At 63.6% G+C, this 22,789-nt stretch carries 19 protein-coding genes and 1 tRNA gene; 11 read left to right on the forward strand and 9 right to left on the reverse strand.

Going from position 1 to position 22,789, the window contains the following annotated elements; all coding sequences use genetic code 11:
- Window position 1 precedes the first annotated feature (1 nt).
- On the forward strand, window positions 2–937 hold the full coding sequence (locus P8192_RS07790) for a MaoC family dehydratase (protein ID WP_278155953.1): 936 nt from the start codon (window positions 2–4) through the stop codon (window positions 935–937).
- On the opposite strand, the gene P8192_RS07795 is transcribed toward P8192_RS07790, so the two are convergent.
- Genes P8192_RS07795 through P8192_RS07810 form a run of 4 tightly spaced genes read right to left on the reverse strand, consistent with a single transcriptional unit; the run spans window position 924 to window position 6,925 of the window.
- Window positions 924–2,159, reverse strand: coding sequence for a glycosyltransferase (locus tag P8192_RS07795; protein WP_278155955.1), 1,236 nt, complete (start codon window positions 2,157–2,159; stop codon window positions 924–926). The two genes, P8192_RS07790 and P8192_RS07795, sit on opposite strands and share 14 nt — an antisense overlap.
- Window positions 2,156–4,324 (reverse strand): 4-alpha-glucanotransferase, encoded by a 2,169-nt coding sequence (malQ, locus tag P8192_RS07800; RefSeq protein ID WP_278155957.1) that lies wholly within the window; start codon window positions 4,322–4,324, stop codon window positions 2,156–2,158. The genes P8192_RS07795 and malQ overlap by 4 nt, the downstream gene beginning before the upstream one ends.
- Window positions 4,325–4,369: 45 nt before the next feature.
- Window positions 4,370–5,557, reverse strand: a complete 1,188-nt coding sequence (locus tag P8192_RS07805; protein ID WP_278155958.1) for an acyl-CoA dehydrogenase family protein — start codon at window positions 5,555–5,557, stop codon at window positions 4,370–4,372.
- 30 nt (window positions 5,558–5,587) lie between these two features.
- Complete coding sequence (locus tag P8192_RS07810) at window positions 5,588–6,925, reverse strand: M20/M25/M40 family metallo-hydrolase (protein WP_278155960.1); 1,338 nt, start codon at window positions 6,923–6,925, stop codon at window positions 5,588–5,590.
- A gap of 136 nt (window positions 6,926–7,061) precedes the next feature.
- Here P8192_RS07810 and P8192_RS07815 point away from each other — a divergent pair.
- Window positions 7,062–7,145: transfer RNA gene (locus P8192_RS07815), tRNA-Leu, on the forward strand.
- A 176-nt stretch (window positions 7,146–7,321) separates the two neighbouring features.
- Here P8192_RS07815 and P8192_RS07820 read toward each other — a convergent pair.
- The 3 genes from P8192_RS07820 to P8192_RS07830 form a co-directional block, all read right to left on the reverse strand.
- Complete coding sequence (locus tag P8192_RS07820; protein ID WP_278155963.1) at window positions 7,322–8,338, reverse strand: ABC transporter ATP-binding protein; 1,017 nt, start codon at window positions 8,336–8,338, stop codon at window positions 7,322–7,324.
- Window positions 8,322–9,791: an ABC transporter permease gene (locus P8192_RS07825; RefSeq protein WP_278155965.1), complete on the reverse strand. Its 1,470-nt coding sequence runs from the start codon at window positions 9,789–9,791 to the stop codon at window positions 8,322–8,324. The genes P8192_RS07820 and P8192_RS07825 overlap by 17 nt, the downstream gene beginning before the upstream one ends.
- 86 nt (window positions 9,792–9,877) lie before the next feature.
- Window positions 9,878–10,924 (reverse strand): iron ABC transporter substrate-binding protein, encoded by a 1,047-nt coding sequence (locus tag P8192_RS07830; RefSeq protein ID WP_278155967.1) that lies wholly within the window; start codon window positions 10,922–10,924, stop codon window positions 9,878–9,880.
- A 101-nt stretch (window positions 10,925–11,025) separates the two neighbouring features.
- On the opposite strand from P8192_RS07830, the gene P8192_RS07835 reads away from it, so the two are divergent.
- Both P8192_RS07835 and P8192_RS07840 read left to right on the forward strand, forming a co-directional pair.
- Window positions 11,026–11,616 (forward strand): response regulator transcription factor, encoded by a 591-nt coding sequence (locus P8192_RS07835; RefSeq protein ID WP_278155968.1) that lies wholly within the window; start codon window positions 11,026–11,028, stop codon window positions 11,614–11,616.
- Window positions 11,613–12,941, forward strand: a complete 1,329-nt coding sequence (locus P8192_RS07840) for a sensor histidine kinase (RefSeq protein ID WP_278155970.1) — start codon at window positions 11,613–11,615, stop codon at window positions 12,939–12,941. Before P8192_RS07835 ends, P8192_RS07840 begins: the two co-directional genes overlap by 4 nt.
- Here P8192_RS07840 and P8192_RS07845 read toward each other — a convergent pair.
- Window positions 12,938–13,177: a DUF5703 family protein gene (locus tag P8192_RS07845; protein ID WP_278159762.1), complete on the reverse strand. Its 240-nt coding sequence runs from the start codon at window positions 13,175–13,177 to the stop codon at window positions 12,938–12,940. The two genes, P8192_RS07840 and P8192_RS07845, sit on opposite strands and share 4 nt — an antisense overlap.
- A 126-nt stretch (window positions 13,178–13,303) precedes the next feature.
- On the opposite strand from P8192_RS07845, the gene P8192_RS07850 reads away from it, so the two are divergent.
- The 3 genes from P8192_RS07850 (at window position 13,304) to mshC (ending at window position 15,953) form a co-directional block, all read left to right on the forward strand.
- A complete protein-coding gene (locus P8192_RS07850; RefSeq protein ID WP_278155971.1) occupies window positions 13,304–13,651 on the forward strand; it encodes a hypothetical protein in 348 nt (115 codons plus the stop codon).
- Window positions 13,652–13,734: 83 nt separating this feature from the next.
- Window positions 13,735–14,568: an undecaprenyl-diphosphate phosphatase gene (locus P8192_RS07855; protein WP_278155972.1), complete on the forward strand. Its 834-nt coding sequence runs from the start codon at window positions 13,735–13,737 to the stop codon at window positions 14,566–14,568.
- A gap of 95 nt (window positions 14,569–14,663) precedes the next feature.
- Window positions 14,664–15,953, forward strand: coding sequence for a cysteine--1-D-myo-inosityl 2-amino-2-deoxy-alpha-D-glucopyranoside ligase (gene mshC, locus P8192_RS07860; protein WP_278155974.1), 1,290 nt, complete (start codon window positions 14,664–14,666; stop codon window positions 15,951–15,953).
- A gap of 1 nt (window position 15,954) precedes the next feature.
- Here the strand turns inward: mshC and P8192_RS07865 are convergent, their stop codons facing one another.
- Window positions 15,955–16,851, reverse strand: coding sequence for a proteasome assembly chaperone family protein (locus P8192_RS07865; protein ID WP_278155976.1), 897 nt, complete (start codon window positions 16,849–16,851; stop codon window positions 15,955–15,957).
- A 164-nt stretch (window positions 16,852–17,015) separates the two neighbouring features.
- Between P8192_RS07865 and P8192_RS07870 the strand changes: the two genes are divergently transcribed.
- From P8192_RS07870 to dop, 4 genes are read left to right on the forward strand one after another with little or no spacing between them, the layout of a single operon-like run.
- A complete protein-coding gene (locus P8192_RS07870) occupies window positions 17,016–18,155 on the forward strand; it encodes a site-2 protease family protein (RefSeq protein ID WP_278155978.1) in 1,140 nt (379 codons plus the stop codon).
- 40 nt (window positions 18,156–18,195) lie between these two features.
- Window positions 18,196–19,272, forward strand: a complete 1,077-nt coding sequence (locus P8192_RS07875) for a tRNA (adenine-N1)-methyltransferase (RefSeq protein WP_278155980.1) — start codon at window positions 18,196–18,198, stop codon at window positions 19,270–19,272.
- Window positions 19,273–19,314: 42 nt separating this feature from the next.
- Window positions 19,315–21,075 (forward strand): proteasome ATPase, encoded by a 1,761-nt coding sequence (arc, locus tag P8192_RS07880; protein WP_278155982.1) that lies wholly within the window; start codon window positions 19,315–19,317, stop codon window positions 21,073–21,075.
- On the forward strand, window positions 21,072–22,787 hold the full coding sequence (gene dop, locus P8192_RS07885) for a depupylase/deamidase Dop (RefSeq protein WP_278155984.1): 1,716 nt from the start codon (window positions 21,072–21,074) through the stop codon (window positions 22,785–22,787). Before arc ends, dop begins: the two co-directional genes overlap by 4 nt.
- Window positions 22,788–22,789 lie beyond the last annotated feature (2 nt).

Here is a 22,789-nt window from a genome sequence, read left to right on the forward strand (position 1 = left end):
GATGAGCGCAGAGTTCTCCAGCGCCGGTCGTTCATTTCGCACGCTGTCCGGACTTCCCGGTTTGGGTGGTGCGTACCGCGATGCGGTGACCACCATGGCCCGGCGGAAGGTCACCGGTTCCCGAACACCGCGGCAATTGCCGACCCAGGGGGTGCGGATCAGCGGTCACCGGTTTACACAGGACGACGTCGACCGTTACGCGAGCCTGTTCGCGCCCGTCGCCGACGGGGTAGTTGCCTCGGTGGGTGTGCACATCGCCGCGTTCCCGCTGATGATGCATCTGATGTCGCAGTCGGACTTCCCGTTGCCGTTGCTGGGACTGGTGCACACCGAGAATGCGGTGTCGCATCATCGCCCTGTGCAGGTGGAGTCGCCGGTGGACGTGGAGGTCTGGGCCGAATCGCTGGGTGGCCACCGCGCCGGCACCACGGTCGAGATCCATGCCCGCGTCGCAGACAGTGCCACCGGCGAGTCGCTGTGGGAATCGGTGTCGACGTATTTGGCACGCGGTGTGCGCTTGGTCGAGCCGGGAGAAGCCGAGAGCTCCCGTGGAGCCGGTGGTTCTGCGAGCGACCGGACAGCGGAGTTGCCGGCGAAGACCGGGCAGTGGAAACTACCGTCGTCAACGGGGCGCGACTACGCAGCTGTTTCTGGGGACTTTAACCCGATCCACATTAACCCGCTGACGGCGAAGGCGCTGGGTATGCCGTCGATGATCGCCCACGGCATGTACCTGGCCGGGCGGATGCTCATCGGCCGCGAGCCGGCCGAGGCTGGGTTCCGCTGGGATATTGAGTTCAAATCCCCGGTCGTGCTGCCTGCCACGGTAACGGTCGGTTACACCAGCGACGTCGCCGATGCACAGACCTTGCGGTGCACCGGGTGGAACGCGCGGAAACAGAAACCGCACTTCTTCGGGACGATTACCCGAGCCTAAGTAAGCGGGTATACAGGGCGGAGAGTTGTTGAGCACTTGCCGTCCAGCTGAAACCGGCGGCATGGTCCAGCGCTGAGACACTCAGTGCGGACCATGCCGCTGCGTCGTCTGCAATAGCCAACAGTGCTTCGCTCCACGACCGCGGCGACAGATCAGCCACCAAGCGTCCGCTGCGCCCGTGCTCCACGGCCTGGGTGAGTCCACCGACCCGATGTGCCAACACCGGAGTACCGCACGCCTGAGCTTCCACCCCGATCAGACCAAACGACTCAGAATAGCTGGGCATCAGCTGCACGTCGGCGGCACGCATGAGTCGGGCCAGCCGCTCGGGGCTCAGCGGGGGAGTAAAGGTGCACGCGGAGAGCACGCCGCGCTGCTGTGCCAGGTGTGCCAGGTCGAGTTGCCGGGCTCCGGATTGGGCGCCGGTGAAGTGGACATCAAATTCGTCGAGTCGGTGGTGCACGCGATGAATGAGTCCGAGGGCCTCGATGATGACGTGCGGCCCCTTGTGCGGCTGAAATCGACCAGCGAAGAGTAACCGCAACCGGTGTTCGTCGTCGGTGGGCCACTCACGGGCGCCGTCGGGTCGGAAGATGTGGTGGTCGACCCCGGGCGGGATGACATGGATCCGATGGTCGGTGGCCGAGCAGTATGCGATGAGCTCGGCTGACTCAATCGTCGTGTTCGAGATCAGCGCGCCGGCGCGCAGGCCAATCTCAGTTTCCGCGCGGAGACGCTGCTCCGGCTCGTCGGCGTCGTCGTCCCGCGCATTCTTCACGGCGCCGATGGTGTGCATGGAGTGCAGCCACGGCCACCCCAGGGCGGCGGCGATCGTGACACCGGCCTTCCCGGACATCCAGTAGTGGCTGTGCAACACCGCAGACCGGCCGGCGGACGTCAGGTCCCTGACCTGCGCGGTAGCGGCCATCGCGAAGTCGGGAAGCCACGCCATCTGTTCCTCTTTGGTGGCCTCACGGGCCGGGCCGGCGGTGACGGGGATGACCTGCACCCGGGGACTTTCGGGCAGGGCGACGGTGCGCTGCTCGGAGGAAGTACGCCGAATGAGCACGGCGACGTCGTGACCCAGATCGGCCAGGGCGGCAGAAACCCGGCGCACGTAGACGTTCATCCCGCCGGCGTCACCCTGACCGGGCTGTTCCAGGGGTGAGGTGTGGTAACTGAGCATCACCACCAGCGGCAGCTGCGGATCCTGGGGCGTCACCGGGCTCCTCGCACGGATTCATTCACGGTGTTCAAGAGCCGGGCCACCCGCGGCAGGCTACTGAGGGCATCAACGAGGACCGGTTCTCCAGCGTCGTCGCTGAGCGGAACGCACCAATTCGGGTACTGCTCCTGCAGGGTTCCGGGCTGATTCTGAATCCGGCGGTCGCCGACGGCATCGGTCAGCGACACGCTCAGCAGCACGGCCTGCGAGGACGCGACATAGCGGTGCAGGCCCAGGATCACCGTCTCGATCTCTGCTTCGCTCCAGCTACTCGGGGCGCCGTCCGGGATCTCGTCCAGCGCTCCGGCAGCCACCAGGGCGCGGAGCACCTGGTCGAGCTGCGCGCGGAATTCGCGACGCTCCTCGGTGGCAGACCGGGTGAGCAGGCGAAGTTGTTCCCGCAGGTGCAGGTGCGCCTCGGTGAGGTAGCCCGCGGTGGGCGGCAGGTCGTGGGTGTTCACCGCAACCAGCGTCTGCTCACGGTAGCTCTCGGGCGGGATGGGGCCATCGTCGTCGTGCTCAAACCACACGATGGAGGTTCCCAGGATGCCCCGGGAGGCCAGTTCCTGCTGAAACCAGGGTTCCACCGTGCCTAAGTCTTCACCCACGACGACGACATTGGCGCGTTGGGCTTCCAAGAGCAGGATGCCGATCATGGCCTGGGGATCGTAGCGGACGTAGGCGCCCTGCTGGGGGCCAAAGCCTTGCGGGATCCACCACAGGCGGGAGAGTCCGAGAATATGGTCGATGCGCACGGCCCCGGCCTGACGCAACACGGTGCGCAACAAGGTCCGATACGCCTCATAGCCGGTTTCTTCCAGGGCACGCGGGTTCCAGGGGTGCTGTGACCAATCTTGACCGAGTTGGTTGTACATGTCCGGGGGTGCACCGACCGACATCTCGTCGATCAGCGCCTCACCGTACAGCCACCAGTCCGCGGTGCGGCGGTTTGCGCCCACGGCCAAGTCCACCATGACTCCGGTGCGCATACCGGCGTCTCGCGCTCGGGTCTGGACGTCGCGCAGCTGAGCATCGCACAGGAACTGCACCCAGCGGTGAAAGTCCAGCTCTTCGGCGTGCTGTTCCGCCAATTCAGCATGTTCGGCGGCCCCCGCGGTTCGGGTTTGCTCCCAGCGCGGATCTTCGGGGGCCAGGATTCGGCGTAGCGCGGACCAGAGGGCGAAACGGTCAAGGAACACCCCGACGTCATCGCGGAAGCGCCGATAGGCTTCCGTGCGCTCGGGAAGATCCTGCCGGTGGTGGTACAACAGGCGCAGCGCGGCCAATTTTGCTTCCAGCACGGGATTCCGGTCCAGAAGCTCGGTGCTGGTGTTCCGATCACGCAACGGTGCCCCTAGGGCATCGATCTGAGCCCGGATCTCGGCCTCAGCCCCAAGGTATTCCGGCAGGCTTTCGAGGTGGAGGTAGATTGGGTTCAGGAAGCTGCGCGAGGTGGGGGAGTAGGGGGAGTCCACCACGGGCGGCAGCGGTTCGGTGGCGTGCAGGGGGTTGGTCAGCACAAAGTCGCCGCCGTGATCTGCGGCGAGACGGCAGAGCTTCTCCAGGTCATTCCAGTCGCCGAGACCCCAGCTGTCGGTAGAGCGGGTTGAATACAGCTGGGCAGCCAGCCCCCAGCCCCGGTCTGGCCTGTAGGCGTCGGCCGTCGTCAGGCGTTCGGGGACCACGATGAGGTGGCCGGTAGCGGTGGTTTCGCCTTCCACGGTGGCCACCAGGAGGTGGTACCCCAGCGGTAAGTCTGAGGGGATGCGGAAAGTGGTCTGGAAGCGTTGGACACCTGAGGACCACACGGGTTCGGTGAAGTCGCCCACTGGAACCAGCGACACGACAGTACCGGTTTCCAGTTCCAGATGTACCCCGATCGTTTCACCCTCGAGAAAGTGAACCGGGACTTCGGTTTCGTAGTGCTCGGTGACCACAGTGGTGGGCGGGATCACCCAAGACCAGCGGTCCAGCGCGCGGGCGTCGATGGCCTGCTGCAGGCCAACGGGACCGTCCGCATCGACGCGTTGGCCGAGTGCGGCGAGCACGGCGACGAGGGTCGCGTCGTCGACGGTCTGGACAGAGCCGTCCTGCCCCTGATACGTGGTGGAGATGCCGTGCGCTTCAGCCAGCTCACGCAGCAATCGTGCCGTATCGCTCATCGGTGCCAGCCTCTCTCACGACCGTTCGGGCGGGGACTATTTCAATTATGACTGATCATCCGCGTCATCGCGGAGCGGACCCAGAACGAACGTGGCCAACGTGCGGCGTGCAGAATCTTCGTTGGAAGGGTGGAAGCCCCCGGCCCGGACGTCGCGGTAGAGACGACTGAGCTCATGACGACGCTGGAACCCTTGCCCGCCGGCGACCTGCATCGCCGTGTCCACCTGCTGCTGGGCCACGCGGACGGCCAGAGTCTTCGTCGCCACCAACCGGGGGAACCATTCGGCACCCCAGTTCTTAGCCGTGGCGATCGCGTGAGTCACCTGGGTGAGTTGGGCGTCGAGGCCGATGGCGCGGAGAGTCGCCTCGCCCAGACGATCCCGGGTCACCGGATCCTGGCTGAAAGCACGCCCTGTGGAACTGAGGATGCGCTGGTCGGCGCCGTCCACAGCAAGGTGCAAAGCCCGGTCGGCGATCCCTGTGTACACCGATGCGATCAAGGTGAGGAAGGAAGCGAAGATCCCGATGGTCAGGCCGTCCTGGTTCGGCCCGGTGGGAATGTGCCGGATGATCCGCTCCGCTGGAACCTGTGCCTCGTTGAGACGGGTGGCGTACGACTGCGTGGCCCGCATACCCAGCATGTCCCAGGAGTTCGGATCTGCTGCAGTTCCACCGGCATCTCGGTCAAGTATGCCGAACACGAGCTGCTCACCGTCCGGCGTCTTGCCGAAGATCCCCAGGCGCGTCCAGACGGGTGAGAGCGAGGTGAAAATCTTGGTGCCGGTAAACGTGTATCCCCCGGAACCATCGGGCGTGGCCGTGGTCATCGAGTCGAAGAGGACCTCATCGTTGCCGGGCTCGGAGATCCCGAAGGCGAAAATCTCTCCTCGCGCTGATTCCTTCAGAATGAACTGCAGGCTCTCGTCCCCGCGATCCGCAAGAATGCGGGCCACTCCGTTCCACACCAGGTGCATGTTCACGGCCAACGCGGTGGCTGGTGCGGCCGCCGCGAGTCGACGCTGCGCCGCGGAAACGGTGTCCATGTGCCAGCCCAGGCCGCCCTGCTCCGTAGCGGCGAAGGCCGAAAGATATCCGGCTCTCTGGAGTTCGGCCAGGTCCTGATGAGGAAACGTGTTGTCGTCGTCGTGCTGGGGCGCACGCTCGCGACAGCGTTCTAGCAGTTCGGTGGTGAGGACATGCGAAATCTGTTCGTCATGATCGGAGGTGAACACAGTGGTGATCCTTGACGTGGTGGGACGTGATCAGCGGGTGCCGGGCTCGAGGATGCGGTACAGGGTACGGCAGCCAAACGTCAGCGAGGCCACCGGAATCCGCTCGTCAATTCCGTGGAAAAGCGCCGGGAAGTCCAGATCTGCGGGCAGGCGCAGTGGCATGAAGCCGTAGCCTGTGATCCCCAGCCGGGACAGCGCGTTGTTGTCGGTGCCGCCGGACATCATGAAAGGCAACACCACTGCATCCGGGTCTTCCTGGCGGATCGAATCGACCATCAGGTCTACCAGGTCGCCCGAGAAAGGCACCTCGATCGAGGGCTGTTGGTGCTCGACGTCAATCTCGACTCCTTCGCCAGCCAGATCGCGCAGCGTCTGCAGCACATGCTCATCGTCCCCGGGCAATACCCGGGCGTCTACAGTGGCGCTGGCCTTGCCCGGAATGACGTTGTGCTTATATCCGGCGGTCAGCCCGGTGGGGTTGGAGGAGTTGCGCAGAGTGGATCCGACGAACCGAGAAGCTGCCCCCAATGCTTTCAACTGCGGCTCGGGATCGTCCTGGTTGAAGTCCACGCCCATGATTTCGGCGACCTGTTCCATCAAGTCCCGGGTGGTCTTCGTGTACTGCAACGGCCATTCATGCCGGCCGATCCGCTCGATCGCCCCGGCCAAACGCGTCACGGCGTTATCAGGGTGCACCCCGGAGCCGTGCCCGGGCGCCCCGACCGAGGTGAGGTTGAGCCAGGCAATGCCTTTCTCCGCGGTCTGGAGCAAATAGGCGCGTTGCCCTTCGATGTCGGCGGAAAAACCGCCCACTTCACTGATCGAATCGGTAGCGTCGGCAAAGAGCTCGGGACGCTCTCGAACCCACCACTGGGCGCCATAGTTTCCGCCGGCCTCCTCGTCCGCGAAGAAGCAGACGATGAGTTCGCGTCGAGGACGCTGTCCGGTGCGGTGCAGATGCTGCAGCACCGCGAGAATCATCGCGTTCATGCCCTTCATATCGACCGCACCGCGTCCCCAGATCATGTCGTCGATCAGCTCCGCGCCGAACGGATCCACACTCCATTCATCGGCATCGGCGGGAACGACGTCAAGGTGACCGTGCAGGATCAAGGGCGGTGCCGAGGTGTCCCATCCCGGAAAACGACCGATGACGGTGGCACGGCCCGGCTCAGATTCCATGATCTCGGGATTCATCTCCAACGAGGACATGATCGCAGCACAATACTCGGCAGCTTCGCGTTCGCCACGCGCACGATTAGCACCGAAGTTCGTGGAGTCGATGCGAATCAGTTCCCGGGTCATCCGGACCACGTCGTCACGGAAGGAGGAGTCATTCGGGGCAAAGGGGGAAGGCTGCTGAGTCATGCTTCCACCCTAACCAGACACGCCACCCGATGACAGTGGTCATGACCAGCCCGAGATCCGTGCTAGAGTTGTCTCCGCTGCCTGAGCTTCGAAGTCGAAAACGACGAGCTATACCGAAGCAACAGGATCGACACTCGCGCGGGTGGCGGAATTGGCAGACGCGCAGCGTTGAGGTCGCTGTGTCCGCAAGGACGTGGGGGTTCAAGTCCCCCTCCGCGCACTGAAAAAACCCCGGTTTTCCGGGGTTCTTTCATACCCATGTTGACAGAACCACCAAATCTGTTGACACGGACCCCGAAAACCGGCGGTCGGACTCACCACCCGATTTCATCCGCCAACACGAGTTGCTCGCCGCTCACCACGGCGCCGCCGAGTGGCGCTGTCTACTCGTGTAGATCAGTTCCTGAACGCCCTCACTGGGCCGTACACCGTAACTCGCACCCTGGTCCCGATGGCCGGTGCCGCGTTCCCCACCAGCCGGAGTCGAGCTTCGATGTCTTGGTCGACACTTCGAAGGGTCACGAGGCTGTCATGACCGAAATATCGGATGGCGACAATCATCGCTTCCGTTCCCTTGCTGGTTGATAGTCGGAGCTGCTCCGGACGTACCAGAACGGTGACATTCCCTGGTTCCTGCTCCGCATGTGTTGCGGGTCCGAACGGCGTCATAGCAGTATTTCCGTCCGTCTGAGTTTCGAAGAGATTGACCTCGCCGAGGAATCTCCCGGTCCAAACATCTACGGGGTGCGCGTAGACCACCCGTGGGGAACCGGCCTGGGTGATCCTCCCGTTGGCGACCACGACGAGATGTCCGGCCATGGACATCGCTTCGCCCTGATCGTGGGTCACCAGCAATGCTGTGGTGTGAGTCTCGCGGAGGGCACTCATCACGCCGTCCCTGACTTCGACCCGCAGTCCAGCGTCGAGTGCGGAAAAGGGTTCGTCCAAGAGCAGGAGGCGAGGCGCTGGTGCGAGCGCACGTGCCACGGCCACCCGCTGTGCTTGCCCACCCGAGATCTGGTGGGGGAGTCGATCGGCCAGCGTCCCCAGATCGAGAAGATCCAGCATCTCGTTGATGCGCTGGTCACGTGCGTTGGGGCGTTTTACCCCAAAACCGATGTTTTCTTTGACCGTTAGATGTGGAAACAGCGCGCCGTCCTGCGGTACCAGTCCGATACGCCGATGTTCAGGTGCCATGCCGTCGAGGCGTTCACCTCCGAGCACAATCGTGCCGCGAACATCAGCATGCAGTCCGGCGATGGCGCGCAGAAGTGTCGTCTTGCCGCTTCCACTGGGGCCTAAGAGGGCGCCCAATTCACCAGCCGGAACCTGGAGACTGATCCGATCCAGGATTTGTGTGCGCTGTGGACCGGAACCATGCCAGGCACAGAGGGTGTCAACGTCGAGTTCCATCGAGCTCCGTCCGGGAGAGGAAGTAGGTGGGAATACAGGCGATGAGAACCAGGGCGATCGCGTAAGGGGCCGCCGCCGCGTAGGAGGACATGTTCGTGTGACGCCACAGCTCGGTTGCCAAGGTATTAGCGCCGATGGGCAAAAGCATCAGCGTTGCTGGAAGCTCTTTCATCGCCGTCACGGCGACGAGCAGCCCTCCCGTGGCGATGCCCGGTGTGGAGAGCCGGGCTGTGATGGTCGTCCACGTATGTAGCGGTCCGCGTCCCAGGGTCCGGGAGACCTCTTCAAGCGATGCGGGTACCTGAGCGATGGCGGATCGTGCCGACCCGATGGCCTTGGGTAGAAAGATGACGGCATACGCCACGCTGAGTGCCAGGGCCGTTTGATACAGCACCGGTACAACATTGAGCGTGAAGAAGACTAACGAGAGGCCTACGACGAGACCGGGGATCCCGTTGCCGAGATAGGCCACCGATTCCAATGTGGCAATGGATCTGCCTCGATAACGTGCTGCAAGGACGGCAATAGGCAGCCCGAGCAGGACGGCGATCAGGGCTCCGGTCAGACTCAGCGAGAGCGTGGTGCCCATGCTCTCGAACAGGCGGCTCCAGTCGGTGGCAGCGGAACGACTTTCCCATCCCCGACGTGTCAGTGCATAGGCCGGTATTCCTAGAGAGACGAGGCTGACGCAGCCGAGACCGGCGACGGACACCAGTTGGACCCGTTTCGTGTTAAGTCGCCGTGGTCTGACGATCTGAGATGCTGGTCGGCCGCCTCGCGACGCGCGCCGTCTCATCATGCGCTCCATAAGAACGAGGGTAAGAGCGAGCATCACCAGGATCAACGCCGTCGCTGCTGCCAAGGTTCGGTTGAGCCCACCTTCGAACGCGGCATAGACAGCCCACGTGAGGGTCTGGACACGGAACAGTGACGGCGATCCGAAATCCGAGAGGGTATAGAGCCCGGCCAATAGTGCCCCTGCGAGTGCCGCGGGGGCCACCTGAGGGAGCAACGCCGCCCGGAAGGCACCCAATGGCCCGCGTCCGAGGGTCCTCGCGACGTCCACAGCACGCTGATCCGCAAGATAGAACGCTGCGGCGACAGGAAGGGTGACGTAGGGCGTGCAGGCCAGGATCATCACCAACGTGAGGGGCCAGAATCCAGACAGCGCAGGCCAGGTGGAGATCCAGGAAAAGGCCATCACGTAGGAGGGAACCGCCAGGGGGAGGGCCGCGAGCGCCCGCCAGAGTCCTGGGAGCGGCAACGCAACCCGTGCCAGGACCCACGCCATCGGAATGCCCAGCACGAGGCTGCCCAAGGCCACCAGCAGCGATAGTCCCAGCGAGGTGAGGACCAGTACGAGAGTTCGCTCGCGCACCACCGCATCAATCACTTGTTGAAGGTCGGCCTGAGCCAGCCGGATCACCAAGTACGCCAGGGGAACGGCAGCCACCGCAGCGGTCGTCGTGCCGGCTAAGAGCAGCAGGAGGGGAGGCCGCCTCCTCGGCGACCTCCCCGTGCCAGATTCTGCATGCATGGTCAGAGCAGGCCGACCTTCTGCAGCAGTTCCAGGGTGCCATCAAGGTCGGCCAGTTCGGAGAAGTCCAGATCCGGTCCGTCCAACTCGTCGAGGCTCGGAACATCAGCGGGGGACGGGCCGTCCGGTAGCAGTGAGTATTCGCCGGCTTCTTCGACGAAGTGCTCCTGAGCTTGCTCGCTCACCAGGTACTCCACGAATTCCTGTGCTTCGTCAGAGTCTTCAGCTGAGGCCAACACGCCTGCACCAGTGACATTCACGAGTGCACTGACGGTGCCGGGCTCACCGAACTTGAGCTGTGCGCGCATCGACTCCGGTCCGCCGGCTTCCGCCGCAGCAACCACCCAGTAGTAGTGGTTGACCAAGCCGACGTCCAGGGCACCGGTGTTGACGGCCTCGACGATGGGACCGTTGCGATCAAACACCTCGGTGTCGTTGTCGATCATCCCCGTGAGCCATTCCTCGGCCACGTCTTCACCTTCTAGCACGCGCATGGCGGTGACGAACGACTGGAACGAAGCATTGGTGGGTGCGAACCCGACTCGACCCTGCCATTCGGGCTCGGTCAGCGCGTGAACATCGCTAGGAACCTCATCTTCGCTGACTGACTCAGAGTCGTATAGCAGGACCCGGGCGCGACCCGTGAGTGCCACCCAGCTATCATCAGCGGCGCTGTACTGTGGGTCCACCGCGCCCGTGATCTCCTCAGGCAGGGGAGCGAGAAGGTCCGCGTTCGCGAGTTCGCCCAAGGCTCCTGCCTCCTGGGACAAGAAGACCTGTGCCGGGGTGCGCTCGCCCTCTTCCAACAGCTGAGCGGCCATTTCGATGCTGTTGGCGTACCGGACCTTGACCTCGATGCCTGATTCCTCCTCAAACTTCTCGATGATCGGGCCGATCAGGCTCTCATCGCGGCCGGAATAGACAATCAGTGATCGGTCCTCGTCAGAGCCATTCGAAGTCGATTCTGCGTCGCCTGCGCACGCAGACAGGGCAATGGCCGAAGCCGCCACAGTGGCGATCAGCGCGAGACGGGTACGTGAACTATTCATGGAAAATTGGTGTCCTTCGTGTGAGTGCGCCGGCACGAGACCTGGTAGATAAGGTAAGCATAAGCTTGTTGCGACACGCGTCATATCCCTAAACTGGGGGAATGCTGTCGCCTGTCCTCGTCGTCGATGATCATCAGACTTTCGCGGACTTGATGCGCCTGGGAATCGACAGTCAAGTCGATTTAACGTGCGCTGGGGTCGCCAGCGGGGTGCGTGAGGCTCTGGAGCTGGCCCGGACCGTACGTTTCGACGCCGCCGTGGTCGATCTCGGCCTCCCCGACGGTGACGGAGCAGATCTGGTTGCCGATTTGGTGCGGCTGGCGCCTCACGCCCGGATCATCGTCCTCACCGCCCATCCCCGTTCGGATGTCTCCCGTCGCGCGATCGAGAATGGCGCCTACTGGGTGCTTCCTAAGCGGGGACGCCTCAAGGATGTTCTGGTCGCCCTGCGTGAAGATCGGCCGGGTCCGGCGCCGGTACCCGATTGTGCGCTGTCACCACGGGAACGCGACGTCGTCGCCCTCCTGGCCGAAGGACTTGACGCACAGGAGATCGCCGCCCGGCTGCATTTATCGATTTACACCGTGCGCGATCACATCAAAGCGATCTTCCCCAAGCTGGGTGTCCACACACAGGCGGGCGCCGTAGTAGCTGCCGCTCGCGCAGGGATCATCGTTCTGGAACCACGATGATCACTCGTCAGGTCCGCCAAATGAACCGGACTACACGGCGAGCCATTCTCCTGCATACCGCTTCTACAGTCGCCGTCACGGCAGCCATGGCGGTGGCCTCCTCGCTCATTTCGACAGCGATCGCGGTCGAGGTAGCGCGGAGCAACGCGGAAGTAATCGCCGACACCGTGGCTCATGCGGTGGTTGCACCCCTGACCCTGGTCGACCTGGTCGGACCCAACGCCGAAGATCCGGAGCGGATCGCCGACGAGTTCGAGGCCTTCATCGACGGCGGGGTTCTGGAACGCGTCAAGATCTGGCAGTTAGTCGGCGATGAAGCCGTGGTGATTTACTCCGATGAACCGCGCAACGAGGGCGTGCGTCGAGCGGTGGATTCGGAGCTGGGAGCTCGTCTTGACCGGGGCGAGGTCGTCGTTCTCGATGTCCCCGATGATGCCGAGCATCAACACGAACAAGGCAACGATGACCTCCTCGAGGCGTTTATCGGTTTCACGGATGCCTCCGGTCACGCGATGCGACTGGAGCTCTACTTGGTCTCCACGGAGTCTGACTCGCTGGCCGCAATGCTCGGCGTCGTGTTGCCGATCTCGATTCTGGGACCGGCAGTGTTGGGCGCCGCCACGTTGCCCCTGGCACTGCGCCTGGCTCGGCAGTTGTCCCGGAGGGAGGAGGAGCGACAGCAGTTGCTCCACGCTGCCCTGGCCGCATCCGACCGAGAGCGACACCGACTCTCGGCGAGACTGCACGATCACGTGATCCAGGATCTTGCCAGCTTAGGATTGACCCTCGAACGACTCGGTGTGGAATCTTTTTCGCACGACAGGGCCGCCACGGAACTGCTCCAGCGTGCCGGTGAATTACTCGATACCGATATCGAGCACCTGCGCACCCTTTTGAGCGAGATCGCGCCGTCGGAATTCAACGAGTCCCTGGAAACAGCACTGGGCGAACTCGCCCGTGATCTGACCTCCGGCCGCGTGCGCATCGATGTTGATCTCGATCTGAAGGAGCCGGTGGGAACCGAGGTGGCCACCTTGATCTACCGGGCAGCACGAGAGTTGGTGCGCAATGCCCTCGACCACGGCTCTCCGGAGACGGTGCGCCTCGACCTGCGATCCGACCACGACGGGGTCAACCTGTGCATCACGGATGACGGCGTCGGTTTCGACCCGCAGGAGCCAGCCCCGCCAGGACATTGCGGCATAAGCCTCATCCGTCATGCCGTCACAGACCGCGGGGGTTCCCTCGACATCTCCAGTGATGAGCACGGGACACGAGTCGAGGTCTGGGTTCCCCGCGACGAACCGTCACGGCCGGCGGGCTAGACCCGATCCAGCGTCGGCTGGACGCGCATCAACTTCCGGCGCAACCAGAACCGCCGTCGTCCACCGCGGTAAAGAATGCTGCGTTGCAATTCCCAGCGGCCGTACTCAGCGTGCTCGACCAGTCTGCGGCGTGCGGTGGCCAGGGATTCTCTGGGGCCCACCGAGATCACCAGATACTCCCAGTCTTTGACTTTCTGGATCGATTCCACCGCGCTGACGTGTAGATCCTCCCGCACAGACACTGTCCTTTCCATCGTGTGACCTCAGGCTACCGCGGTCGGTACCAAGACGCTCGTTTCTCCGAGCAATCACCACCGTCATGACCTCTTCTCCTGCGACGGTCCACCGGCTACGGTGTAACCATGAGCACCGATCCGCGCATCGCCCTTGATTCCCTCGTCTCCGCGCTCCACGAGCATTTGGCTGCCGCCTCGGCCAAGCGCAGCGATTCAGATCCTGTGCTCGACGCGGCCTATCAAACCCTCGCCGACAGCTTCGAGGCGTATGAGGACGCCCTCTATGAAGCCACCGGCGAGGTCACTCCGCTGGACCTCTTCGACGATGATGACGACGACGAGGACAGTGACGACGAAAACGACGAGGACGACGAATTCGATCCGAACGAGTTGTCGACGGATCACGACGATGACGACCTCGATGACGATGAACTCCTGGCGGCCGAAGGCCAACGTGGCAGTTCAGGGGTCTGACCTCGGCTGAGAGTCGCGTGAGTTCAGCCTCATCCGGTGCGTCGCGGTCTGCGCGACACTGGATCGTGGCGTAGTGTGGCGCTGTGAGTTGGATTGAAGCGATTATCCTGGGGCTGGTCCAGGGACTGACCGAGTTCCTCCCCATCTCGTCCTCGGCACATCTGCGCATCGTGGGAGAGTTCCTTCCCGGTGCCTCCGATCCGGGGGCGGCTTTCACCGCCATCACCCAGATCGGCACCGAACTCGCCGTGCTCATCTATTTCTGGCGCGATATCGTGCACATCATCACCCAGTGGGCCAAGTCGCTCACGGGCGCCGTGGAGCGGTCCGACCCCGATGCCCGCATGGGCTGGCTGATCATCATCGGTTCCCTGCCGATCGCGGTGCTGGGTCTGCTGCTCGAGGACTACATCGACACCAGCTTCCGCTCGCTGTGGATCGTGGCCACCATGCTCATCGTCTTCGGTGTGCTGCTCGCCGTGGCCGACACCCTGGGGCGTCAGGTTAAACCGCTGACCGACCTGACCTGGCGTGACGGCCTCCTCTTCGGTCTCGCCCAGGCCCTCGCCCTGATCCCCGGGGTCTCACGCTCGGGTGGAACTATCACCATGGGGTTGGCGCTGGGCTATACCCGACCAGCTGCCGCCCGGTATGCGTTCCTGCTGGCTGTGCCGGCCGTGTTCGCCTCCGGTTTCTACAAGCTGTTCGGCGCTCTGACGGAACCTAATGTGGATGCCCCCTACTCGATGATGGAGACCTTCGCCGCCACCGTCGTCGCTTTCATCGTCGGCTATGCGGTCATCGCGTGGTTGATGCGCTTCATCTCGAGTCATTCGTTCCGCGGATTCGTCTGGTACCGGATTCTGCTCGGCCTGGCCATTTACTTGCTGTTGGGCTTCGGCGTCATCAACGCGTAGTCCTTCCAACGGCAATAGCCGGTTCCGTAGGCTGAACTTCAGCACCCCTTTCACCACTTGATCCACCACTTGCTTCAAGGAGCGAAAACCTTCCCATGCGTTCTTGGCCGACGACCGACATCCCTCAGCTGCCCGTTCTTCCCAATGCGCTACGCATCTGGGACACGGCATCCGGGGCACTGCAGCCAGCGGGTACCCAGCAGGAGGCTTCGCTCTATGTTTGTGGAATCACTCCCTATGATGCGACTCACCTGGGACACGCCAATACCTACGTGAGCTTCGATTTGCTGTTGCGCTATTGGCGCGCCAGCGGCCTCAAAGTCAGCTATGTCCAAAACGTCACCGACGTCGACGATCCGCTCCTGGAACGTGCCGAGGCCACGGGCGTGGATTGGCGCGAACTGGCCGAATCGCAGACCGATTTGTTCCGTGCCGACATGGAAGCCCTGAACGTGATCGCCCCCGACCACTATCTGGGAGCGACGGAAACCGTGGACTGGGTGGTCGACGCGGTGTCGACCCTGATCGACAAGGGTGTGGCTTACCGGGTGCCGGCGGATCCGAAGGATGATTTGTCCGTGGATGGCGATGTTTACTTCTCGGTGGATACCGCCGAAGCACAGACCTCTTGGACACTCGGTTCCGTGGGTGGTCTCAGCCTCGAGGACATGACCGAGGTGTTCCCGGAGCGCGGTGGTGACCCGCAGCGTCCGGGCAAACGCAATCCTTTCGACCCCTTGCTGTGGCGGGCCGCCCGTGAAGGCGAACCGGTGTGGGACGGTGGTCAGCTCGGCCCCGGACGCCCCGGTTGGCATATTGAGTGTTCCTGCATCGCCCGACGGCTGCTACCTGCCCCCTTCTCGGTTCAGGGTGGAGGCGCCGATCTGCGTTTCCCACACCACGAATTCTCAGCGGCCCACGCAACCGCCGTGGACGGTAAGCCCTTGGCGGAGGCCTTCTTGCACGCCGGCATGGTGGGCCTGGACGGCGTGAAAATGTCCAAATCCCTGGGCAATTTGGTGTTGGTTTCGCAGTTACGCCGGCGGGGCGTCGAGCCCGTGGCGATTCGTGCTTTGCTGCTCAGTCACCATTACCGCACGGACTGGTCATTCACCGAAGAAGAACTCGGCCAGGCCCAAGCCCGGGTGGAAGGCTGGCGCTCAGCACTGGGCCAGCCCGCTGCCGCACAGGGGTCCGCGCTCTATGCCCAACTACACGACGCCCTCTCGGACGATCTCAACGCACCGGCGGCGCTGCTGCACGTGGATGCGTGGGCCGAACGCGTCCACAACGGCGAGACCGAAGGTGACGCTGCAGCCTCAGACCAAACGGTCGAGCCGACGGTGGCTGAGGTGCTCAACGGTCTCCTCGGCCTGGTGCTGTGATTCAGCCTTGGTCGCGACGCTTCAGATAGCGTTCAAATTCGCGGGCGATCGACTCGCCACTCGCTTCCGGTAGCTCTTCAGTGTCGCGGGCTTGTTCTAAGCGACGGATATAGTCCGCGATCTCCGGATCCTCATCGGCGAGGTCGTTGACGCCGCGTTCCCAGGCTGCCGCGTCGTCAGCACGATCTTGCAGGTTCAGCCGCACGTCGACGAGCTGTTCCAGTTCCTTCAGCAGTGCCAGCTGAGCCTTAGGGGAGGGCGACTGGGCCACATAGTGAGGGACCGGTGCCCACATGGACACGGTCGTGGTGCCCACCTTCTCTGCCGTCGCACTGATCACCCCAACGATGCCGGTGGGCCCCTCATAGCTAGGTGCACGGGCCCCGACCGCGGTACGTACGGCGTCGTCGCCGGAGGTCAGGGTCGGACTCAGGGGGCGAGAATGGGGCGTGTCGGAGAGCAGCGCCCCCACGAGCACGATGGCGTCGATGCGGTGTTCGGCCGCTGTGGTGAGTAATTCGGCGGTGAAGGACTTCCACCGGAAGTTCGGCTCGACGCCCAGCATCAAAAACAGTTCCGCAGGGGTATCAGGGGACTGACACTGCAACAATCGTGTTTGCGGCCAGGCAATATCGCTACGACCGTCCGCCAGCCGCGTCACCACGGGCCGATTCACCTGATAGTCGTAGTACTCATCGGCGTTGAGCACGGAGACTTGCTGCGCATCGAGTTGTCGCCCGACTTCTTCAACAGCGTCCGTGGCTGCCTCTCCCGCGTCATTCCACCCTTCGAAAGCAACCAGCAGAATACGGGGCCGGTGAGTAACCTCAGGATCGGCGAGCAGGTGATCGACCAGAGACCGGTGCTCGGCGGCGGAAGGCTGGTTGTCGTCCGTCATACACATCCCCGTACTCGTCTGCTTGTCGTTCACCTTCACCCTAGCCCTCTATCGCGGCAGAAGTCAGCATGTGGGCTGAACTAGACTTGGTGCATGGTTCCATCGCCGTCCTTCGCACCGACGCCCGCGAACCGCGCAGAGAGCTACCGATGAGATTCCGAGGGGTGCCCCTGACCATCTCATGGTCCTGGCTCGTGTTCGCGGCCGTCATCACCATGCTGTTCCTGCCGACAGTGCGAGCAGTGATGCCCGCGGCTTCCACCGTCGCACATCTGCTGATGGCGCTGTGCTTCGCAGGACTGCTCCTTCTCATTGTCATTCTGCACGAGGCGTCCCATGCCGTGGCCGCCGGAATTTTCGGCTGGCCGGTGCACCGCATCCATGTCTCGCTCTGGGGCGGGGAGACCCGCTATTCCGTGGGCGACACCGGAGCACCCCCTACCCCCGGCCGCATGCTGGTGGTGGCGTTGGCCGGACCTGCCGCCAATGTGGCCGCGGCCGGGCTCGGCATCGCGCTGACCTACCTGTGGATCCCCGGAGCAGCCGGGTCGTTGCTGTTGCTTTATTGGATCTACGCAAATTGGTTGATTGCTGCGTTCAATCTGCTGCCCGGTCATCCGCTCGACGGCGGACGGCTGGTGGAGTCCGCCGTCTGGAAGGCCACCGGTGACCCGCACCGTGGCCGTCTCGCAGCCGGCTGGGCAGGCCGCTGTGTCGCCGTCGCGGTGGCCCTGGCCGGACTGCTCTTTCCGTTGCTTCACGCTGGTGAGCTCGACCCGTTCTATCTGTTGATTGGAATGCTGATGGCGGTGTTCCTCTGGAGTGCGGCGTCCGGGGCCATTCACCAATCGCGTTCCGAACTGACCGCGCGTCGGATTTCTGCTGAGATGCTGATGCACGCCGCCGTCACGGTATCCATCCGTGCAACCGTGGCTGATCTGATCCGCGCCCAAGTTTGTGGGGCTGACCCGGAGACGGGCGAAGACACGGATCCGCCGGTCCAGGTGATCGTCCCGGACGGCACCAGTAGTCGACCCGTGGCGCTCGGGCTGGTGGATCCTCGCGCCGTGGCCGGAGTTGATCCCGCCGAAGCCGATGTGACCCCGGTGATGTCGGTGGCGCGTGAGGTGAACCCGTATGCCGTGGTGCCCCTCACGGCGACCGGAATGCAGCTGATGCGCCGTAGCGAGGAAACCGCTCCCTCACCACTGATCGTCTATGATGACCGAGCCGGAATCGTTGGTGTGATTTACCGCGCCGATCTACTGCAGCTGCTGGCCTCGCCGGTGCTGCGCCACGGCTGAACCCCCGCACGCGCCCTTTCGAGAGGACACCGCCTCCACGATGACCAACCCACCTCTACCCACACCGCGACCCGCTGTTGGTTCTTCTCTGCGCCGCGGCCCGCTGCGCTCCGGGGAGCGCGTGCAGCTCAAAGATGATCGCGGCCGGCTCAATACGATCACTTTGGTGTCCGGCGGACAGTTTCACAGCTACCAGGGTGTGATTCACCACGACGATCTGATCGGTGGCCCGGAAGGTGTCGTCGTCCCGAACTCGGCGGGCCGTGACCACCAGATCTTGCGCCCCCTGCTCAACGACTTCGTGCTGTCCATGCCGCGCGGGGCCACCGTGGTGTACCCAAAGGACGCCGCCCAGATCGTCCAGCTCGGGGATATCTACCCCGGGGCACGTGTGGTGGAGGCCGGCGTGGGTTCAGGGGCACTGTCGATCTCGTTGTTGCGCGCGATTGGGGACCAGGGTCAGCTCACCTCCTATGAACGACGCGAGGATTTCGCCGAGATCGCCCACGGCAACGTGACAGCGTTCCTGGGGGAGGAGCACCCGGGCTGGCGGATTCGACTTGGTGACTTCCAGGATGTCGTCGTCCAGGATCACGCCCCGGGCAGCGTCGATCGCGTCGTGCTCGACATGCTCGCCCCCTGGGAATGTGTGGATGCCGTGGCTCAGGTGTTGGCCCCCGGCGGGGTGTGGGTGAACTACATTGCCACCGCCACCCAACTCTCCCGGGTTGCTGAAGCCATCCGGACGGACGGACGCTTCACCCAGGTGGAGGCTTCCGAGACCATGGTGCGCGGCTGGCATCTCGACGGGCTGGCTGTCCGCCCAGATCACCGTATGGTGGCCCACACCGGATTCCTGCTCGTGACCCGCCGTCTGGCGCAGGGGGAGGAAGCGCTGAAGCTACGCAAGCGCATCAAGGCGTCCGAATTCAGTGAGGTGGACGTCGAAGCCTGGACCCCTTCGGACCCACAGGCGTGGACTCCGCAGGCGGTGGGGGAGCGCCCCACGAGCGAAAAGAAGGCTCGCAAAGCAGGACGCGACGCACAGAGGATTGCCGACCATGCTCAGCGTGCAGCGCAATCACGTGGAGACGAGACACACACCCGAGTAGACTGATGGGGCAGTAAGTCATCCCTCAGCAGTACAGAGAAGGTGCTCGTGACGGAATCGTTCACATCGCAGGACCATCCTGTCGCCCAGCAGGACAGCGCGCAGTCTGAGCTGCAGCGCCAGTTCGACGCGACCAAACGACGTCTGGCGACCCTGATCGAGAAAAACCGCCAGTTACGCTCGGAAATAAACACCGCGGCCCGCAACAACCGCCGCATGGTGGAGTTGCTCAACACGACCCGTGACGAGATCACCACGCTGAAACAGGCGCTGGATCTCTCCGCCGAGCCGCCCTTTGGCTACGCAACGGTGTTGGAAATCCACGAAAAGCGTGATCCGGTCGAGGGAGTGGAGATCGCTGCCGCCGCCCAGGGCGGGGTGGACGTCATCTACAACGGGCGGAAACTGCGCACCTCGCTGTCACCGCTGGTGGAACGCAGTAACGTCACCTCCGGAACCGAGGTGCTACTCGATGAGTCGCTGAACATCATCGCGGTGCTGGAAGCCGGGCAGACCGGTGACCTCGTCCGTGTGAAGGAAGTTCTGGAGTCGGGTCTGCTGGTGGTCATCGGCCGTGCCGACGATGAGCGCGTGGTTCGTCGTGCACACCGGCTCATTGATCAGCCCATCCGGGTCGGCGACGCCGTAACAGTTGATTTCCGTTCCGGCTATGCACTGGACCTGGTTCCCATGACCGAAGTCCAGGATGTCGTCCTAGAGGAAGTCCCCGACGTCACCTTCGAAGATATCGGCGGCCTGACCGAGCAGATTGAACAAATCCGCGACGCCGTGGAAACTCCCTTCCTTCACCCCGAGCTCTACCGTGAACACGGGTTGAATCCGCCCAAGGGCATTCTGCTCTACGGTCCGCCCGGAACCGGCAAGACACTGATCGCCAAAGCGGTGGCGAATTCCCTGGCGCGCCGTAGCCAGAGCGCTCATCGCAGCTCCTTCTTCCTCAACATCAAAGGTCCTGAGCTGCTGAACAAGTACGTCGGTGAAACGGAGCGCCACCTGCGTACGATTTTCGCCCGTGCCCGGGAAAAAGCCGCCGATGGCCACCCCGTGGTCGTGTTCTTCGACGAGATGGAATCCCTCTTCCGGACCCGTGGCTCCGGAGTGTCCTCCGATGTTGAGACGACCATCGTGCCCCAGCTGCTTGCCGAAATTGACGGCGTGGAGCGGCTCGATAACGTCATCGTCATCGGTGCCTCGAACCGTGAGGACATGATAGATCCGGCCATTCTGCGCCCCGGTCGACTCGACGTGAAGATTCGCGTGAACCGGCCGGACGCGGAAGGCGCTCGCGAGATCCTGTCTCGGTACCTCACCCCGGACCTTCCCCTGCACCCGGACGAACTGGCTGCCCACGACGGCGACCGCGTCGAGACCGCTGCCTCGCTGCGGGAGGCCATCGTCAATGCCCTCTTCGCCAAGACCTGGGCTACTCGTTACGCCGAGCTGACCTTCGTCACCGGAGAGGTACGCACCCTACATTTCGGTGACCTGGTATCCGGCGCAGTGCTGGCCAACATTGTGGACCGCGCGAAAACGGCGGCCATCAAGGAGCATCTGGCCGAACGCGCCGAATCCGGTGCGGCCAGCGCCACCAAGGGCATTCGGAGCCGGCACGTGCTCCAGGCAGTCTCCGCCGAATTCAGGGAGCAAGAAGATCTGCCCAATACCAGCAGCCCCGAAGAATGGGCACGGATTTCCGGACTGGGGAACAAGCAGGTGGTGAAGCTACGCATGCTTTCCCAGGATCTGCCAGCCTCACCGCATGAAGCCACCCAGGCAGCCACTCGATGACCCCTCAGCCGTCCCCGAACGGGAGCCATGCTTGGCGTGGGCTTCCGGAGATCATCCCTACCGAAGCCGCGGCGCGGATTCCCGATGGGGCCGACACCGCCGGATGGGGCGTTCACCGCGTCATGGGGCTAGAAACTGAGTTTGGCATCCATGCCCCAGCGCAACCCGGGGCCGGTCATTCCGTGCTGTCCATCGAATTGGTCAATGCCTACGGCCAACGCATCCGGTCCGGTGGCGGTTCCGTGGCCGGCACCGAATGGGACTATGGCGAAGAATCACCGTTGACCGACGCCCGTGGCTGGCAGCTGCCCCGGTCCGCAGCGCACCCTACCCAGCTCACCGACCGGGCTCTGACCGATAATGATGGGCAGCCGGTGAATCTGTTGCTCAACGTCTTGCTGCCCAACGGGGCCCGGTTCTATGTGGACCACGCCCACCCTGAATACTCTTCCCCAGAGACCACGAATCCCTGGGACGCGATGATCTGGGACCAGGCGGGAGACCGCATCGCCCAGGCCGCAGCCGACCAGATCGGCCTCGCCGAAGGCGCCCCCGAAGTGTTGGTCTACAAAAACAACACCGACAACAAGTCGGTGTCCTATGGCGCCCACGAGAACTACTTGATCCCGCGTAGCCTCGATTTCGAGGACCTCGCGCGGCAACTCATCCCGTTCTTCGTCTCTCGTCAGGTGATCTGCGGCGCCGGTCGCGTCGGGCTCGGCCAGACCGGAACCCGTGCCGGGTTCCAGATTTCACAGCGCGCCGATTTCTTCGAAGAGGAGATCGGCCTAGAGACCACCATCCGGCGTCCGATCATCAACACTCGAGATGAGCCACACGCCGCCGCCGAACGCTACCGGCGTCTCCACGTCATCATCGGGGACGCGAACCTGTCACAGACCGCTACCTGGCTGCGTTGCGGGATGACCGCTCTGGTGCTCTCCATGATCGAGTTGGGCACGTGCCCCCGCATCCAACTGGCTGATCCGGTGACGGCGCTCCAGACCATCAGCCACGACCCGACCCTGCAGGCAACGGTGACCGTCTACGGGCGCGGCGAGCACACGGGGGTCGACCTGCTGGAAATCTATCTTGAGGCGGCCGAGGCCCACGTTGAACGCTTCGGCATGACCGATCCGCAGACCATGCAGGTTCTGCGCAGTTGGCGCGAAATCCTCGATCAGCTTCGCATCAACCCCCTGGCGCTCTCCGATCGTCTGGACTGGGTAGCCAAGTACCAATTGCTCTCGGGCCTGCGCGACCGGCACGGCCTGGACTGGGACCACCCGAAGCTGGGCATGCTCGACCTGCAATATGCCGATCTGCGTCCCGGAAAGGGTCTCTACCAAGCCTTGGTCCGCCGGGGCTCCATGACCACCTTGGTCAACGAGGACACGATCTCCCGTGCCGTGCAGTTCCCGCCCGACGACACCCGGGCTTGGCTCCGCGGTCGTGTCATCGACTTGTTCGAGCCCCATCTGGCCGGAGTGAGCTGGGATACTCTGGTCCTCAGACCTCACCGCGAAGGCCGCGTCCACCGCTATGTGCTCCGGGAGCCCCTGCGCGGGCGAGCCGCCGACGTCGGCGCACTGTTGGCCACCGACGTCCACCTCGACGCACCAGAAACCAGCGACGCCGCACTGACCCAACTGATCAACTTACTGGAACGGCTCACGGTAGCCGCACCAGCCCCGGGCTTCATCGAGCCCTAGAA

It is taken from the genome of Citricoccus muralis (genome assembly GCF_029637705.1).
GTDB lineage: Bacteria > Actinomycetota > Actinomycetes > Actinomycetales > Micrococcaceae > CmP2.